The organism is Acinetobacter sp. ANC 4173 (assembly GCF_004331255.1).
Lineage (GTDB): Bacteria > Pseudomonadota > Gammaproteobacteria > Pseudomonadales > Moraxellaceae > Acinetobacter.
In genome coordinates this window covers 125,006-140,590 of the sequence record NZ_SJOF01000009.1, presented here as the reverse complement: position 1 = coordinate 140,590, position 15,585 = coordinate 125,006, and the positions used below count along the sequence as shown (strand labels likewise).

General features: G+C 41.3%; 14 protein-coding genes and 1 tRNA gene. 5 read left to right on the top strand and 10 right to left on the bottom strand.

The features are described from left to right. Positions 1-14: 14 nt before the first annotated feature. Together yajC and tgt are read right to left on the bottom strand one after the other, a co-directional pair. Positions 15-344 carry a preprotein translocase subunit YajC gene (gene yajC, locus E0H94_RS11915; RefSeq protein WP_131326721.1) on the bottom strand — a complete coding sequence of 110 codons (330 nt, stop codon included), beginning with the start codon at positions 342-344 and terminating at the stop codon, positions 15-17. A 98-nt stretch (positions 345-442) separates the two neighbouring features. Then, positions 443-1,573, bottom strand: a complete 1,131-nt coding sequence (gene tgt, locus E0H94_RS11910; protein ID WP_131326720.1) for a tRNA guanosine(34) transglycosylase Tgt — start codon at positions 1,571-1,573, stop codon at positions 443-445. A 288-nt stretch (positions 1,574-1,861) separates the two neighbouring features. Between tgt and E0H94_RS11905 the strand changes: the two genes are divergently transcribed. Beyond that, positions 1,862-2,788, top strand: coding sequence for a sensor domain-containing diguanylate cyclase (locus tag E0H94_RS11905; protein ID WP_131326719.1), 927 nt, complete (start codon positions 1,862-1,864; stop codon positions 2,786-2,788). A 58-nt stretch (positions 2,789-2,846) separates the two neighbouring features. Here E0H94_RS11905 and E0H94_RS11900 read toward each other — a convergent pair whose 3' ends face one another. Genes E0H94_RS11900 through queA form a run of 3 tightly spaced genes read right to left on the bottom strand, consistent with a single transcriptional unit; the run spans position 2,847 to position 5,558 of the window. Beyond that, a complete protein-coding gene (locus E0H94_RS11900; RefSeq protein ID WP_131326718.1) occupies positions 2,847-3,413 on the bottom strand; it encodes a LemA family protein in 567 nt (188 codons plus the stop codon). Between the two features lie 38 nt (positions 3,414-3,451). Next, entirely contained in the window at positions 3,452-4,480 is a 1,029-nt protein-coding gene (locus E0H94_RS11895) for a hypothetical protein (protein ID WP_131326717.1), read from the bottom strand. 40 nt (positions 4,481-4,520) lie between these two features. Further along, entirely contained in the window at positions 4,521-5,558 is a 1,038-nt protein-coding gene (gene queA, locus E0H94_RS11890) for a tRNA preQ1(34) S-adenosylmethionine ribosyltransferase-isomerase QueA (protein ID WP_131326716.1), read from the bottom strand. Positions 5,559-5,726: 168 nt separating this feature from the next. Here queA and E0H94_RS11885 point away from each other — a divergent pair. The 3 genes from E0H94_RS11885 (at position 5,727) to E0H94_RS11875 (ending at position 7,655) form a co-directional block, all read left to right on the top strand. After that, positions 5,727-5,813 (top strand) — tRNA-Leu (locus E0H94_RS11885). Between the two features lie 162 nt (positions 5,814-5,975). Next, a complete protein-coding gene (locus E0H94_RS11880) occupies positions 5,976-6,290 on the top strand; it encodes a DUF2939 domain-containing protein (protein ID WP_131326715.1) in 315 nt (104 codons plus the stop codon). Between the two features lie 960 nt (positions 6,291-7,250). Further along, a complete protein-coding gene (locus tag E0H94_RS11875; RefSeq protein WP_131326714.1) occupies positions 7,251-7,655 on the top strand; it encodes a WYL domain-containing protein in 405 nt (134 codons plus the stop codon). A gap of 602 nt (positions 7,656-8,257) precedes the next feature. Here E0H94_RS11875 and ttdB read toward each other — a convergent pair. From ttdB to E0H94_RS11860, 3 genes are read right to left on the bottom strand one after another with little or no spacing between them, the layout of a single operon-like run. Then, a complete protein-coding gene (gene ttdB / locus E0H94_RS11870) occupies positions 8,258-8,866 on the bottom strand; it encodes a L(+)-tartrate dehydratase subunit beta (protein ID WP_131326713.1) in 609 nt (202 codons plus the stop codon). Beyond that, on the bottom strand, positions 8,863-9,762 hold the full coding sequence (gene ttdA, locus E0H94_RS11865) for a L(+)-tartrate dehydratase subunit alpha (RefSeq protein ID WP_131264986.1): 900 nt from the start codon (positions 9,760-9,762) through the stop codon (positions 8,863-8,865). The genes ttdB and ttdA overlap by 4 nt, the downstream gene beginning before the upstream one ends. 52 nt (positions 9,763-9,814) lie before the next feature. Then, on the bottom strand, positions 9,815-11,116 hold the full coding sequence (locus E0H94_RS11860) for an MFS transporter (RefSeq protein WP_131326712.1): 1,302 nt from the start codon (positions 11,114-11,116) through the stop codon (positions 9,815-9,817). A 246-nt stretch (positions 11,117-11,362) separates the two neighbouring features. Between E0H94_RS11860 and E0H94_RS11855 the strand changes: the two genes are divergently transcribed. Beyond that, on the top strand, positions 11,363-12,286 hold the full coding sequence (locus E0H94_RS11855; RefSeq protein WP_131326711.1) for a LysR family transcriptional regulator: 924 nt from the start codon (positions 11,363-11,365) through the stop codon (positions 12,284-12,286). Between the two features lie 111 nt (positions 12,287-12,397). Here E0H94_RS11855 and E0H94_RS11850 read toward each other — a convergent pair whose 3' ends face one another. Then, positions 12,398-13,612 (bottom strand): aromatic amino acid transaminase, encoded by a 1,215-nt coding sequence (locus E0H94_RS11850; RefSeq protein ID WP_131326710.1) that lies wholly within the window; start codon positions 13,610-13,612, stop codon positions 12,398-12,400. Positions 13,613-13,778: 166 nt separating this feature from the next. Further along, on the bottom strand, positions 13,779-15,176 hold the full coding sequence (locus E0H94_RS11845; RefSeq protein ID WP_131326709.1) for an amino acid permease: 1,398 nt from the start codon (positions 15,174-15,176) through the stop codon (positions 13,779-13,781). Between the last annotated feature and the right edge of the window lie 409 nt (positions 15,177-15,585).

Sequence of the window (15,585 nt, the reverse complement as noted above, 5' to 3'; positions counted from 1 at the left end):
ACGACTATTTTTGATTAAAGGTTATTTAATGTGCCTTCAGGAAGAACTGAAATCACACTTGCGCGTTGAATTTTTACTTCTACACCACGGTTTAATTCAACCACTGCAAAATCACCTTCAAGTTTAGTAATTTTACCCATCAAACCACCAGCAAAAACAACTTCACTGCCAACACCTAAGCTTTCGACCAAAGAACGGTGTTCTTTAGCACGCTTAGATTGCGGACGCCAAATCAAGAAATAGAAAATTGCGACAAAAACCGCAATCATAAGTAAGTTGGTTACGAGGCTTGGTTGCTGTGCAGCTTCACCTGCTGCGTGAGCAGTAGAAATAAAAAGGCTCATTTCAATTTCCTAAACAATAAACTGGTATCAATTTGATAATAAATAGACTTGCTCTGCAATTTACCTTGTCTTTTTCTTCAGCGCAAATGCTGAAAGAATTAATCTTGCGGACAAGGAGGTACTTCTAAACCACGACGTTGATAAAAGTCTTCAACAAAGGCATCAAACGTCCCGTTATCGAGTGCATGACGAATGTCTTGGGTGAAGCGCTGGTAGTAACGTAAGTTGTGGATGGTCCCTAACATTGATCCCAACATTTCGCCGCATTTTTCTAAATGGAACAAATACGCGCGGGTAAAGTTGGTACAGGTATAGCAATCACAGTGTGGGTCAAGCGGTTGTTGGTCATGACGGTATTTACTGTTACGAATACGGACTAAACCATCCGTCACAAAGTAATGACCATTTCGTGCATTTCGGGTTGGCATTACGCAGTCAAACATATCTACGCCGCGACGAATACCTTCAACAATGTCTTCTGGTTTACCCACGCCCATTAAATAACGAGGTTTATCGGCAGGCATCTTGTTTGGAAGATAATCCAAAACCTTGATCATTTCTTCTTTCGGTTCGCCGACAGAAAGACCACCAATGGCATAACCATCAAAACCAATTTCGAGTAAACCCGTTAAAGATTCTTCACGAAGGTCTTCATACATCCCCCCTTGAATAATGCCAAACAAAGCATTGCTATTGTTTAACTCATCGTGGTGATGCGTTTTACAACGCTTTGCCCAGCGCAATGAAAGCTGCAATGACTTTTGCGCTTCTTCATGCGTCGCAGGATAAGGTGTGCATTCATCAAAAATCATGACAATGTCAGAATTTAAAGTTTTTTGAATTTCCATCGAAACTTCAGGCGATAAGAAAACTTTAGAACCATCAATCGGAGAGCGGAAAGTCACACCTTCTTCTTTGATTTTACGCATTGCACCAAGACTAAAGACTTGGAAGCCGCCTGAGTCGGTTAAGATAGGTTTGTCCCATTTCATGAACTGGTGTAAGCCACCATGTGCTTCAATGACATCTAAGCCTGGGCGTAAGTACAGATGAAAAGTATTACCTAAAATAATTTGTGCTTGAATGTCTTCAATATCACGTGGCAACATGCCCTTGACTGTGCCGTAAGTACCCACAGGCATAAATACAGGTGTTTCAACCACACCATGTTCAAGCGTTAAGCGACCACGACGGGCACGCCCCGATTGTGCAAGTTTTTCAAACTTCATACAAATTCCAAATCAAGGCGAAAAAACAGTTCGCTGATTGTTCGAGCTAAAAAGAGGGCTATTTTCCTCGATTCTGCACTGAAACGCCAGTTTTGTGATGTATTGAACTGTTAATTCCAATCCAGCCTTTCAAAATGAAAGTGAAAAGTAGGTTGGGTTAGACGTTTGCTTTATTTTTGTTTGTGTAATTTTTTGTTTCTCTTTTACCTGAAAATGGTGATTATATTGTAAAGGGAATTGGTATTTACTAGTCCTTCATGTGAGCAGTGCATTCCTAGGGGTGGGGTAATGAGTGAGTTAAAAGAATGGGAATTTTATAAAACTTTATTGGAAACGACCAATGCCATTCCGTGGCAAATTAATTGGGATACCAAAGAATTTAGTTATATTGGGCCACAAATTGAAAGCTTATTGGGGTGGCCGCAAGACAGTTGGAAATCTGCACAAGACTGGATTGATCGTATGCATCCTGATGATCGAGATAAGACGGTCGGTATGTGTATCCGACTCTCCGATGATGGTACGGATCATGAGGCAGATTATCGCGCGTTAACCCAAGATGGCGGATACGTCTGGATACGCGATGTTGTACATGTGATTCGTGAAAATGATAAAACCATTGCCATTATTGGCTTCATGTTTGATATTTCTGAACGCAAAAGTATGGAGTTGGAACTTGAGGAGTTGAATAAAAAGAACCAAGCATTATTACTCCAAGATCCATTGACGCAGGTGGCAAATCGTAAAGCGCTGAATGAACGGATTGAACATGAGTTTAAGCGAGCAGAGCGCAACAAACGACCATTGTCGATACTGTTTATTGATATTGATCATTTTAAAAAATACAACGACGATTTTGGACATTTGCAAGGTGATCAGTGTTTGATTGCAGTCGCACAGCTATTAAAAAATCAGTTTAGTCGAACCTATGATTTTGTGGCGCGCTTTGGTGGGGAAGAGTTTGTGGTAATTTTGCCTGAAACCACACTTGAAGATGCAGTTTCATCGGCTGAACGCTTTCGTAATGCAGTGGCCCATTTGACCATCCCGAGTCTGTCAGCCAGTCAGCATGCTGATATCACGGTGAGTATTGGGGTAAATACGCATGGCGCAGGGCAAAACTATTTAAACGTGTCGAGCTTTTTACAGTCGGCAGATCAATTACTCTATCAGGCAAAAGCTGAAGGGAGGAATCAGGTTCATTTTCTGTCTTAATGCTGATTTAAACAGCATTGTGAAACTTATTCACCATGCTGTCTTTTGTGCTCAATCATTAGAAATTCGGACGATAATCAAAATTTTGCATAGCTGCCGTATCACGAAATGGTCGAATGGCTTTTTTTCCAATGGTCATGGTATTGATGATGTTGTTGGGAAAAATCTGTATTTGATTGTTAAACAACTCAACATTGCGATTAAAAATCGTAATCGCAGCGCCTACATTTTCGTTTTGTTCTTCAATTTCATTCATCATTTTTAGATAAATTTCATTGGCTTTCAGCTCAGGGTAGTTTTCGACCACGACATTTAGGCTGTGCATGAGTTCTTTGTTCAAGTTCTCAATCCGTTGTAGCTGTGATACATCGGCAGTGTTCACATTCAAATTTAAAATGTTCTGACGTAATTCGGTCACTTTTTCCAAAGTGCCTTTTTCAAAACTTGAATATTGCTCTACCAAGGGTGCAAGCGCATCTAAAATTTTAATTTTTTGACGTTCATAGCTGGCAACATCTGACCAAGCACGAATCGTGGCATTATGATGGCGTACAATATTATTACGAATGAAAATAATGGCTACAATGGCGATAATAATTAGCAATAAGAAAATAAAAAGTCCCATGTTACCCCCTGTTTAATGGTTGTACATTTTAGTTGCTGTTATTTTAAAAGTTTCAATAAATCAGACTTTAAATGTTCTAGATAAGGTAGTTTAAATGTACGTAAGTGTCCACGTAAACTGGAAATGTCTTGGATATTCTGAGCCTTGCTCGAAATTTTGAATAAATCATGTGGCCCTAGATAACACAGGACATCACTCTCGGGATGAAACAACAAATCTCCTGAACGGTACTCAAAAAATTCTGAAAGTCGAAGCACCATAGCGGGTGTCAGCGTTTTTGCCATCTGCATTTCATCGGTGCCGTAGAATTTGAGTCGCTGATTGGTCTGAATATCACTGGTATGCCATGCAAAAGAATAAGGATGACTAAAGGATTTACTCGTAGTACTGATGGCCAAGCCGGGCATGTCAAGACCAAAAACAAAGACGCCCCATAGATCGCGATGTATTTCTTGAACCTTGACCTGATTGCCATCTTTATCAGTCATGCGGATTTCATTAACAAAGTGATATTGAAATACCAGTACTTGATGGTCCTTGTTTTCTTCATCTGTCCAAACGGTGCTTGCATATAACGGAAAATCATTGGAGACAGAGCCTTGTTCAAACACTGGAAACAGGCGTTTTAAGTGGGCAATAAATAAAACAGGATTGAGTGGAACGGAAATATGCTGTGGTTGGCGGTGGTAAGCCAACTGATATTTTTGTGCAATGGTTTGTTGTTCGAGATAATCAATCACCTCTTCAACTGGGTCGTCATCTTCATAAGAAATATAGGCCCAAAATACCATCAACCCGCCACAGAACAGGCTAGCTTGCGCCCAAATACTGCTGGGTTGAATCAAAATCGCAAGCATAAAAATACTGCCTGTAATTGCAAGCAACCATGGCAGGGCATTTTCAAACTTCAAGGTGACAGGAGCATTCCAAGGATGCAAGCTATCTAAAATCTGTTGATGGCTTTGCGCTTGACGCCCAATATCCCAAAGCCGAGCAATATTGTGGAAGACCACCTGATTCTTTTTACGGCGAATATGAATCGAATGTCGCACACTATCAATCGGCATAAGGGCAGAAGATCCTTGTTATTGTTATCTTGTAAAATAGCTATCCTGTAAAACGGTCAATCAGCATGGCATCGCCATAACTGAAGAAACGATATTCTGTAGCTACTGCATGTTGGTAGGCATTAAGAATATTGTCACGATTGGACAATGCTGAAACCAACATCAGTAATGTAGATTCAGGTAAATGGAAGTTGGTAATTAAACGATCGACCACTTTAAAATCATAGCCTGGATAGATAAAGATTTGTGTATCACCCACCCATGCATCGAGTACACCGCCATGTGCTTGGGCAGCACTTTCCGCAGCTCGTGTTGCGGTTGTACCGACAGCAATGACTTTATTACCACGTGCTTTGGTTTCACGAATCAATTCAACCGTATGCGCAGGTACATCGCACCATTCACTGTGCATGATATGGTTGGCAATATCATCGGTACGGACTGGCAGGAAAGTTCCTGCGCCAACATGTAAGGTCACGAAGGCTTTATGAATACCTTTGGCTTCGAGTTTTTCCAGTAAAGCTTGATCGAAGTGTAAACTCGCGGTGGGTGCCGCAACACTGGCTAATTTGCTTGGATCATTAAATACAGTTTGATAGCGTTCAGTATCAATTGCTTCAGCTTCACGGTTGAAGTAAGGCGGAATGGGTAACTGGCCACAGCGATCCAAGACATCTAGAATCGGCTGAGAAAATTCGACAATGAACAGATTCTCATGGCGACCCTGTACCGTCACTTTAATTTCTTCTGTGCCAATAAACAGTTCTGCACCCGCTTTAGGGGAGTTGCTGGCTTTGATATGGCAATGTGCGATGTGTGTATCCTGCAAACGCTCAACCAAAACCTCAACGGCACCACCTGTGGCGCGCTTGCCTTTTAATCGGGCTTTCATGACCTTGGTATCGTTTAAAATTAAGAGATCACCTTCATTCAGTAAATCCAGAATATCGGTAAACTGAAGATCGTGGTATTGACCTTGCGCATCTAAATGGAGCAAGCGTGATGAACTGCGGGTGTCTAATGGATATCGAGCAATAAGCTCATCAGGGAGATCAAAATTGAAGTCAGAAAGTTGCATGACACATTTCGCTAAAAAAACTGGCTGTAGTATATGCTTTTTTTCATTTTTTAGTCGAAATTGGTTAAATAAGAGCCTAAAAAATCCATTCTGTTTTAAAATTAATCAATCGCAATAAACTGGCGTTGACAAGTTTTTAAAACAGGTTAATATACGCATCAACACCTTCCCGAGGTGGTGAAATTGGTAGACGCGGCGGACTCAAAATCCGCTGTCAGAGATGACGTGTCGGTTCGAGTCCGACCCTCGGGACCATATATTAAAAGCCCTCAAGCATATTAAGACTTGGGGGTTTTTTATTGCCTGAAATTTAGTGTTCTTAGCGAGGAAATGCTTTTTAGGTGCATGTTTTCTGCTTTTGCTTCTTTCTATAAGATGCTATTTATGATTATAGATAGCTTGATTTAGAAAAGAACAATAAATAAAAAAATCATTTGTACGGTTATTGGACTTATTTTTTGCACGTTAGTCTATTGCTATGTTTCTCCATATATTGTGTTGAACAATATAAAAAATGCAGCGCAAGCAGCAGACAGTGACAAAGTCTCTCAATCTATTGATGATCCAAGCATGCGACAAAGCCTGAAAGATCAAATGAATACAGATATGCTTCAAGATATAAGAGATGAGCAAGATCATTTCTTGGGTTGGGGAAAAATGCTGGCTTTGAGTTTGTTGGATAAAATCGTTGATGTTGTGGTGAGACCAAAAGGAATGACGATGGTCTTGTAAGGGTAGGGCTTGAAAGAAATTGATCAAGATAAAATTAATTAAAAAACTGCTGATGCCAAACCACAATATAAGCCCGAATATAAGGCGGGTTATATCTCTTGGCAGATTTTGAAGTGAAAATTCAAGCTCCACAGTCGTCTAAAGTGCTCAAAGTGATGAGGGTAGGAGATGGTTTAAGTTGGAAAGTACACAAGATTATTGTTCCATTGCGGTGAGTGGGTTTGGAGTAAGTCGGTCAATGTAAATACAGCAGGATTGTTATCATCTTGTAGACATGGTCTTGGCAATAGCGCTGGTGGTCGCGGCATTATTGGTCGGTGTTGGGGCTTTATTATTCAGTTTTTTGTTGCAAAACTTGATTTGGAATAACCAAAATGAAGTAAAGGTAAACAGTACGCAAGCAAAAATAATAGCAGATGGAATAGCGAAAACTGGTTTATTAAAATGATATTCATGATGCAAATTAAGTGTATGCCAATCAACGGCTCATTCATGTCAGTAAAATTAAAAATATAATGTCTGTATAAAAATCATATATAAAAATAAGGACTTGAATTTAAATTGTGTTCAAATTTAAGCGCTTTTTCATTTAATGGAATTCAGTTGGTGAATGAATAGAGTATTGGTTATGAGGCATTTATATTTTAAACCCAGTACTTTTTAGAAGAGTTAATTTAATTTTAATGTCTGTGTTTAAGAGACGCGTGATTTTTTTTAAGCTTTGTATTAAAAAGGTGAAATTTACTCTAATAATAATCCGATGAACATAATATAAATAAGCACTTATATGTGTGGCTTCTTCAATTTATCTTTATGTATAAATCTATTTTTTAAATTAGCTAAAAATTAATGCGAAAATTGAATCAATAAAATGATATGGATTTGCTACAATCGCGCGGTCTTTGCGGTTGTTTAAAATAGATAAAGAATTTAAAAGAGATAACGAGGTGCGGTTTGAAGATGGAAATTGCGGGCGCTGTACTGGCGGTTATCTTCTTTGGTAGTTTCATGTTGATAAGTAAAAGAATACGGAAGCAACCCTGTGGTGCGAATGAAAAAGCATGCTCAGCGAACGGATTAGAACAAGATGTGGTTCCTTTGGAACCAGAATGTATTTGTGCACCCTGTAAAACGCTAGAAATTCTTTATCAAAATCAAAAAGGTCAAATGACCATTCGGGATATTGATGTTATTCGCGTCTATCAAGAAAAACAGCATTGGTATGTCGATGCATTTTGTCATTTGTTAAATGAACAGCACATTTTTGAAGTCGAAAAAATTAAATGTCTAAAATGTCCTAAACATTGTTCACGTTTAATTAATTCAGCTGAAATTTTAGAATATTTAACCAAACACCTTGAATGATCATTGGGATATTTTCTTATTTTTATTCATTTCTTCGCTATGCGTAGTTTATTTCGAAGAAGACTTTTTCTCTATTTGGGAAAGTGAAAATAACATCGTGTAATTTTTGGAATTAATATTCAAGAGAATACTTGTTTTTTGAGATAGATTTTTAGTTAGTTATTGATAAATCTTGTTTATTTCTATTTTCTTTCGTTGTATTCAGCATTTGATATGCTCCTATTGTGAGTAATCAGTAAACGTATCATTTCAATTTTTCTTGGGTGCTCTGCCTAAGCGACACAAGTACATGACTTAAGAATCTACCGCGGCTACTTTAGGCTTTGAGCATTTATCTAATCCGCGCTGGAAGAATGTAGCGCGTATTGAAGGGCGTTGATCAAATCAAAGGGATAGCTATTTAAAATAGATCAGGCTTTTAGTCCTGTAAAAATTGCTACAGTGGAACCATTAAATGCTTCAACAGGCGGTCAGGGCGTCAATCCAGAGTATTGGCCTTTCACTCCGAATCACTAGACGGAGCATCATGTGCTTTTATGCAGATTTAAAAAATAACCCTGAACGTGAATATTTCAGGGTTATTTTTTATTTCAAATTTAAGTTTATTTAATAAAACTCAATTCTTTGCTAATCCGATCCAACACAGGCTTCTTCTTGGCTTGGAATTGCGTTTTATTTTGCTGAATAAGATTATTGCCGTGGGTATCAATTGAGATGATCAACGGACCAAATACTTTGACGCGGTTAATCCACAAGGTTTCAGGCATACCCAAATCTTGCCATTCAGCCCCTTCGATTTCTTCCACTTGAGTGGCCGCCAGTACCGCGCAGCCCCCCGGGAAAATTGCATGCACTGCTTTATGCTCCTGACAACCCGCTACGGTTTCAGGGCCCATGCCACCTTTACCAACAATCAGTTTTACCCCTGTTTGTTTGATAAATTCACGCTCGAACTTTTCCATACGCATACTGGTAGTGGGACCAATGGAAACCATTTCAAAACTACCATCGTCTTTTTTACGTACGATCGGGCCTGCATGGAAAATCGCACCGCCTTCTAAATTCACTGGAAGTTGTCGACCTTGCTCAATCAAGCGGCGATGTGCTACATCACGGCAAGTGACCAAACGACCAGTCAGATAAACCACATCACCAATTTTAAGATCGGCTAAGTCTTCATCACGCAGTGGGGTAGTGAGGATTTTTTTCATAGCACAACTCCTTCGTGTGACAGGATTTCATAAGACATGTCCGCATTAATTTTGATTTTTCCACGACGGTGTGCCCAACAGCCAGTATTCACAGCCACGCCAATCGTCGACGGATGGCGGGCTGAAGATTCAATGTTCACTCCCATGACACTATTATTGCCTGTTAAACCTTGTGGACCAATGCCAATTTCATTTAGACCTTGTTCAAGTAAATCCTCCATTAATGCAGCACGAGGGTTATCACTTCTCGAGTCTACAGGACGCATAATTGCCAGTTTGGACAAGCGCGCAGCGGTTTCAACTGAGGTTGATACCCCGACACCGACCAGTAACGGTGGGCAGGCATTCACACCGCGCTCGGTAATCACGTCCATCACAAACTCTGCAACACCTTCATAGCCTTGACCCGGCATCAAAACTTTGGCTGCACCGGGTAAGGTACACCCGCCACCAGCCATATACACATCGATGGTGCAGCTGTCTTGTTCAGGCACAATGCGCCAATCTAGCCACGGAATTTGGGTACCAGTATTGGTGCCCGTATTTTTTTCATCAAAGGTTTCAACCGCATTGTGACGCAAGGGCCCTGTACGAGTCGCCTCTTCGGTTGCTTCACGTAAAATTTCCTGCAACTCTCCCAACAGTGGGAAATGTGCGCCTGCTTCAACAAAATACTGAATCACCCCTGTATCTTGGCAACTCGGACGATTCAGTCGATCTGCTGCTTCTTGGTTCTCATCCATCGAATCGTAAATTGACTTTGCCAATGGATTGGTTTCTAAAGTTTTCAATTCAATCAGCTTACTTTTCACATCTTTAGGTAAGCGTTTACCAATGTAGGCTGTAAATTTGGCCATGGTGTCCGTGAGGGACTGTACGGCAAGTTCTTTGTCCATGGGAGGCTCCTTGTAAAGCACTAAATTTAGTCAAGCAATGTAAAAATGAAGATCAGGATTTACTCAATTCAGCCGAGCTGACTTTGTTTTTTTGAGTAAAACTTAAAACGAGAGTAAGTACTGTAGATAGAATCAGGAGACCCGCGACGAAATACAGACCACCTGCAAAGCTTCCGGTTTGGTCTTTGACCCAACCAATCATGGCGGGACCTGCAAAGCCACCTAAGTTGCCAATCGAGTTAATGGTTGCGATACCTGTAGCTGCTGCCGCACCCGATAAGAACATGGTCGGCATACTCCATAGCGGTGGTTTAGAGCAACTGATGCCGACATTCACAATAGTCAGGGCGGCAATTAGGCCAAACATACTGCCAGTGCTGGCTGCAATCGCGAGCCCTGCAGCTGCGGTTAAACAGGCCAAGGCTACATGCCATGTGCGTTCATTGGTTTTATCGGAGTGACGCGACCAAAGAATCATGGCAACCACAGAGATAATCGGCGGAATCGCATTCAATAAACCGACGGTCATTGAGCTGACACCCAGTTCTTTAATAATTTGCGGTGCCCAAATACCGAGGGTATACAGTCCAGCGGAGGTGCCAAAATAAATCAGCGCCAGAGCCAGTACACGTGGATTGGCTAAACCGCGCAAAATACTGTGATGCTGCTGATCACCTTTATTGGCATCTTCAGCTTGCATGGTTTTAACCAACCATTCACGCTCATCTGCTTTTAACCATGCGGCTTTTTCAGGACGATCGGTCATGTAGAAAAATACCACCACACCGAGAATCACCGCAGGAACCGCTTCAATCAGGAACATCCACTGCCAACCCGCCAAGCCCATGATGCCGTGCATTTCTAGCAGTGCAGCAGAAATCGGGGACCCAATCGCCGTGGCAATTGGAGCGGCAGCCATAAATAAAGCGATCACACCAGCACGGTTTCGTGCAGGAAACCAATAGCTGAGATAGAGAATAATGCCTGGGAAAAAACCTGCTTCTGCAACACCGAGTAAAAAGCGCATGACATAAAAACTGGTGGAGCCTTCGATAAAAGCCATACCCCCTGCGATAATGCCCCAAGTGACCATGACCCGTGCAATCCAAATACGGGCGCCGACTTTGTGCAGAATAATGTTAGAAGGGACTTCAAATAAAAAGTAACCCAGAAAGAAAATCCCTGCGCCAAAACCTAAAATTGAAGCGGTAAAACCTAAATCTTCCTTCATGGTGATGGCGGCAAAACCGATATTGACGCGGTCAATATAAGCAATTAAATACAAAATCATGATAAACGGGACAATACGCCACGTGATTTTTCGTAAGGTCCGTTTTTCGATATCCATGTCCATGGCTTATCTCCATATAAGTAGCGATTACCACTTGATGAGGTTGCGAAGTACCATCATCGAGTTTGGCGAAAAGGCTCCCCGTTGTTTCACCGTTTTCCTTACACGGTGGACTTTATGCTCCACTCAAGTTTCCTTGCTTGCGTGAGATATGTTGTTTGGGGGGTAACGTGATATGGATAATAGAGACTTTGCAAAATGGATGGATCGATATAAAGTTAAATCACTATTGCAAAAAACTGAATAATCATGAACTCAGATACGGAATTAGCATTTTTTTGCTTACTAATAAAACAAGGAAGTTTGGTTGCTACCGCGCGAGAGCTAAATTTAACCCCGCCTGCGGTATCTCGACGTTTGACGCAAATGGAAGATCGGCTTGGGGTGCGCTTGCTGAATCGAACCACAAGGCGCATTAGTCTGACGCATGAAGGAGAAATTTATTATGAAAATGCGCTGCGGATTTTAAAAGAAATAGAAGACATGGAACGCCGAGTGTCGAGTACCCGATTTGCACCGAAAGGTTTACTTCGCGTGAATGCACCCTTGGGCTTTGGGCGTTCGTATATTGCACCTGCCATTTCAGACTTTGCCAAGGTTTTTCCAGAAGTTGAAGTGCAGTTACAGCTCAGTGATCGTCCAGTGAATCTGCCAGATGAAGCGACGGATGTCGTGATTCGTTTTGGTGAAATTCCTGACTCGCGTTTAATTGCGCAAAAACTGGCAGCCAACCGACGTTTATTGTGTGCCTCGCCTTTATATTTAAAAAGTGTCGGTATTCCAGAAACCCCACACGATTTAACCGTCCATCAATGTATTGTGATTCGACAGAATGAGGCCGCCTATGGCAATTGGCGCTTAAGTTTGGGTGAGCAGGTAGAAACCATTAAGGTGCATGGCAATTTAAGTACCAATGATGGTGAGGTTGCCCTCAATTGGGCATTGGATGGGCAGGGAATTTTGATGCGTGCTGAATGGGATGTGGCGAAGTATTTACGCAGTGGGCGTTTAATCCAAGTTTTGGAACAGTACAGTACCCCACCAGCAGATGTATATGCCGTGTATTTATCACGCTTACAGGATTCACCTCGTGTGGCGTATTTTTTAAATCATTTAAAAGAATATTTGGCACAGCATGTCGATAATTTGGTGCAGCATCGAACCTTGCATTAAGCGATGCTAGCCCCTGTTTTTTGGAGAAAAATAAACTTCAGAATGTAGATCTCCAGATATAAAAAAACCAAGACTGTTCGTTTGAACAATCTTGGTTCTGGGCGTTAAAGATTAAGCTTGAGCTGTTGCTTTTGCTAAAACTTCAGCCATGGCTTTGGCAACGATATAAACATTGTTCATGTTTAAGCCTGCAACACAAATACGACCACTACGTACCAAGTAAATCGCATACTCTTCACGTAAGGTATCCACTTGTTCGCCTGTTAAGCCGGTATAGCTGAACATGCCTTTTTGTTCAACCAAGTAGTTGAAGTCACGGTCTGGAAGTGCTTTGGTCAATTCATCTTTCAAAATACGACGCATTTTAATAATACGTTCACGCATTTCTTTAACTTCATTTTGCCACTGTTGATTTAACGCTTGGTCATTCAAGACTTGGTCAACCAACCATGCACCTGTTGTAGGAGGGCTAGAGTAGATACGACGTACCGTTGCTTTCAACTGACCGAAGGTGCATTGCGCAGTCGCAGCATCGTCACATACGAATGTCAAACCACCCACACGCTCACCGTAGAGTGAGAAAATCTTAGAGAATGAGTTGCTGACAATAAAGTTTAAACCCGCTTGATCAAGCGCGCGAATTGCATAGGCATCTTGTTCCATGCCTTCACCAAAACCTTGGTACGCAATGTCCAAGAATGGAATAAGTTGGCCTGCCTTTAATACTGCAATCACTTGATCCCATTGCGCAGGGGTTAAATCTGCACCTGTCGGATTGTGGCAGCAAGGGTGAAGCAATACCACGCTTTGTTCTGGTAGTTGCTCTAAGCAAGACAACATACCGTCAAAGTCTACACCACGCGTTTCTGCATCGAAGTATGGGTAGAAATGGGTCTTTAAGCCTGCACCATTAAAGATGGCAACATGGTTGTCCCACGTTGGTTGGCTCACCCAAACTTCAGAATTTGGAAAGTAATTTTTTAAGAAGTCAGCACCGACTTTTAGCGCACCAGAACCACCTAAAGTTTGAATTGTTACGGCACGACCACTTTGTACCGCAGGGCTGTTTTCACCAAATAACAAAGCTTGAATTGCATCGCGGTAAGGTTTGAAACCTTCCATTGGCAAATACAATTTGGTTTTGCTTTGCTGTGGCTCAAGACGCTTCTGCGCTTCCATGATTGTTTCAAGCTGAGGCACAATACTGTCTTCGTTATAATAAAGACCAATACTTAAATTGACTTTACCTTCACGAGGGTCGGTATTGAACTGTTCCATAAGCGACAAAATTGGGTCGCCGGCATAAGGAGGGATATGTTGAAACATGAAAAAATCCTTGTTTGTTGCAGCTAGGGTCAAACTGTTCGCGCTTTGCATCGTCCAGTTAAAGTTGGTGATAACTTAAGCCGATTCACATGAGTTTTGCAAGACCAGTTTCATCCAATATGATTCTGGTCTTACATGGGGGAGGCATCGCCTTTATTCAATAGATTTATTTAAAAGAACGATCTGGGTTTAATATTAAGGTTGTCTCTGCAAGTTTGCTTTTACGTTGCTTCATCCAATAAGCCACACTTAAACAGCCGATCCACGCTGGAATCATATACACCGCAATACGCATATCAGGCGTCAGGCTCATAATCACTAAAATACCCAACATAAATACAATGCACAGATAATTGGTGAATGGATAAGCCAAACTTGGGAACAACGAGGTTTTTTGCTGCTGTTGCAGGCTTTGACGGAATTTTAAATGCGTGATTGAAATGACCACCCAGTTAATCACAATAGCAGCCACGACTAACATCATCAGTAAGCCAAAGGCTTTTTCAGGGAAGATGTAATTCAGTAAAACGCAGAGTGCAGTCACTAATGCAGAAATAAGTACGGCATTGACAGGAATCCCACGAGAATTAATTTTTTTAAAGAATTCTGGTGCATTGCCTTGTTCTGCCAAACCAAGCAACATGCGGCTACTACAATAACTGGTGCCGTTATAGACAGAAACTGCAGCAGTTAAAATCACAAAGTTTAATGCGGTGGCAACACCTTGGCTGTCGAGCGACGCAAATACCATCACAAATGGGCTGCCGCCTTGTGCCATTTGGTTCCAAGGGAACAAGGCTAAAAGCACCACCAAAGTTAAGATATAGAAAATCAAAATGCGGTAAATAATCTGATTGACCGCTTTAGGTAAGATTTTTTGCGGATCATGTGCTTCTGCCGCGGTAATACCAAACAGTTCAATACCGCCAAAAGCAAACACAATGGCAGCCATTGCCATGACTAAACCGCTAACACCATTCGGAAAGAAACCACCGAGTGCCCAAAGATTGCTGATCGCGGCTTGTGAGCCTGCGCTACCTGTTGCCAGTAAGTAAGAGCCAAAACCAATCATGGCGACAATGGCGAGAATTTTGATAATGGAAAACCAGAACTCCATTTCGCCAAACAGTTTCACGTGGAGCAAGTTAATGACATTAATTAAAATAAAGAAGCCCAGGGCGGACATCCAGGTTGGTATTTCAGGCCACCAGTATTGGACATAAAGTCCGACTGCACTCAGTTCTGCCATACAGACCAGAACATTCAGCACCCAATAGTTCCAGCCCGACATGAAGCCTGCAAAGCGGCCCCAATATTTATTGGCAAAATAGCTGAAAGAGCCGCTCACAGGCTCTTGGACTACCATTTCACCCAGTTGTCGCATCATAAAAAATGCAATGAGTCCAGCAATGGCATAACCCAGAATAACGGAAGGACCTGCAAGTTTGATAGATTGAGAAATTCCAAGGAATAGACCTGTACCGATTGCACCGCCTAGGGCAATCAGCTGGATATGACGGTTGGATAAACCGTGCTTGAGCTGACCGTGATCATTGTGTGACATATGATTATTCTCATCCTTGTCGTGTAATTATTTCCTAATAAATTACGTATATCATAAATTGATTAAAAAATAATATACAAGTGAAACGTCTAATTATTTTTTATTTAGCTTAAAAATAAAAAACTTAGAGGTAAATTTGTATCTGATGATCTCTCTCCCACATCCGTGTTTTTATAGTAACGCACCAAATGTGGGCATTTATTGTAGCGAGTTCATCGGGGTTTTCTAGCCGAAAGTGTTGTTTAAAACAGCAGTTGAATACCGTATTCAGATGCACAAGGCACAACATGGAAGTACTTAAATTATGAATAAAGTAATTAAATTATATATTGCGTAATTTTATAAATTCAGTATGATGAAATGAAGTTGAAGCAATTGTCGCAATGCATAGAGTTTTTATTTTTATATA

Excerpts from the sequence above, each read along its gene's own strand:
- E0H94_RS11855 (WP_131326711.1), top strand. The coding sequence starts at position 11,363 with ATGAACTCAGATACGGAATTAGCATTTTTTTGCTTACTAATAAAACAA.
- E0H94_RS11845 (WP_131326709.1), bottom strand. The coding sequence starts at position 15,176 with ATGTCACACAATGATCACGGTCAGCTCAAGCACGGTTTATCCAACCGT.
- E0H94_RS11900 (WP_131326718.1), bottom strand. The coding sequence starts at position 3,413 with ATGGGACTTTTTATTTTCTTATTGCTAATTATTATCGCCATTGTAGCC.
- E0H94_RS11850 (WP_131326710.1), bottom strand. The coding sequence starts at position 13,612 with ATGTTTCAACATATCCCTCCTTATGCCGGCGACCCAATTTTGTCGCTT.
- E0H94_RS11905 (WP_131326719.1), top strand. The coding sequence starts at position 1,862 with ATGAGTGAGTTAAAAGAATGGGAATTTTATAAAACTTTATTGGAAACG.
- ttdB (WP_131326713.1), bottom strand. The coding sequence starts at position 8,866 with ATGAAAAAAATCCTCACTACCCCACTGCGTGATGAAGACTTAGCCGAT.
- E0H94_RS11860 (WP_131326712.1), bottom strand. The coding sequence starts at position 11,116 with ATGGACATGGATATCGAAAAACGGACCTTACGAAAAATCACGTGGCGT.
- E0H94_RS11875 (WP_131326714.1), top strand. The coding sequence starts at position 7,251 with ATGGAAATTGCGGGCGCTGTACTGGCGGTTATCTTCTTTGGTAGTTTC.
- yajC (WP_131326721.1), bottom strand. The coding sequence starts at position 344 with ATGAGCCTTTTTATTTCTACTGCTCACGCAGCAGGTGAAGCTGCACAG.
- E0H94_RS11895 (WP_131326717.1), bottom strand. The coding sequence starts at position 4,480 with ATGCCGATTGATAGTGTGCGACATTCGATTCATATTCGCCGTAAAAAG.
- tgt (WP_131326720.1), bottom strand. The coding sequence starts at position 1,573 with ATGAAGTTTGAAAAACTTGCACAATCGGGGCGTGCCCGTCGTGGTCGC.
- ttdA (WP_131264986.1), bottom strand. The coding sequence starts at position 9,762 with ATGGACAAAGAACTTGCCGTACAGTCCCTCACGGACACCATGGCCAAA.
- queA (WP_131326716.1), bottom strand. The coding sequence starts at position 5,558 with ATGCAACTTTCTGACTTCAATTTTGATCTCCCTGATGAGCTTATTGCT.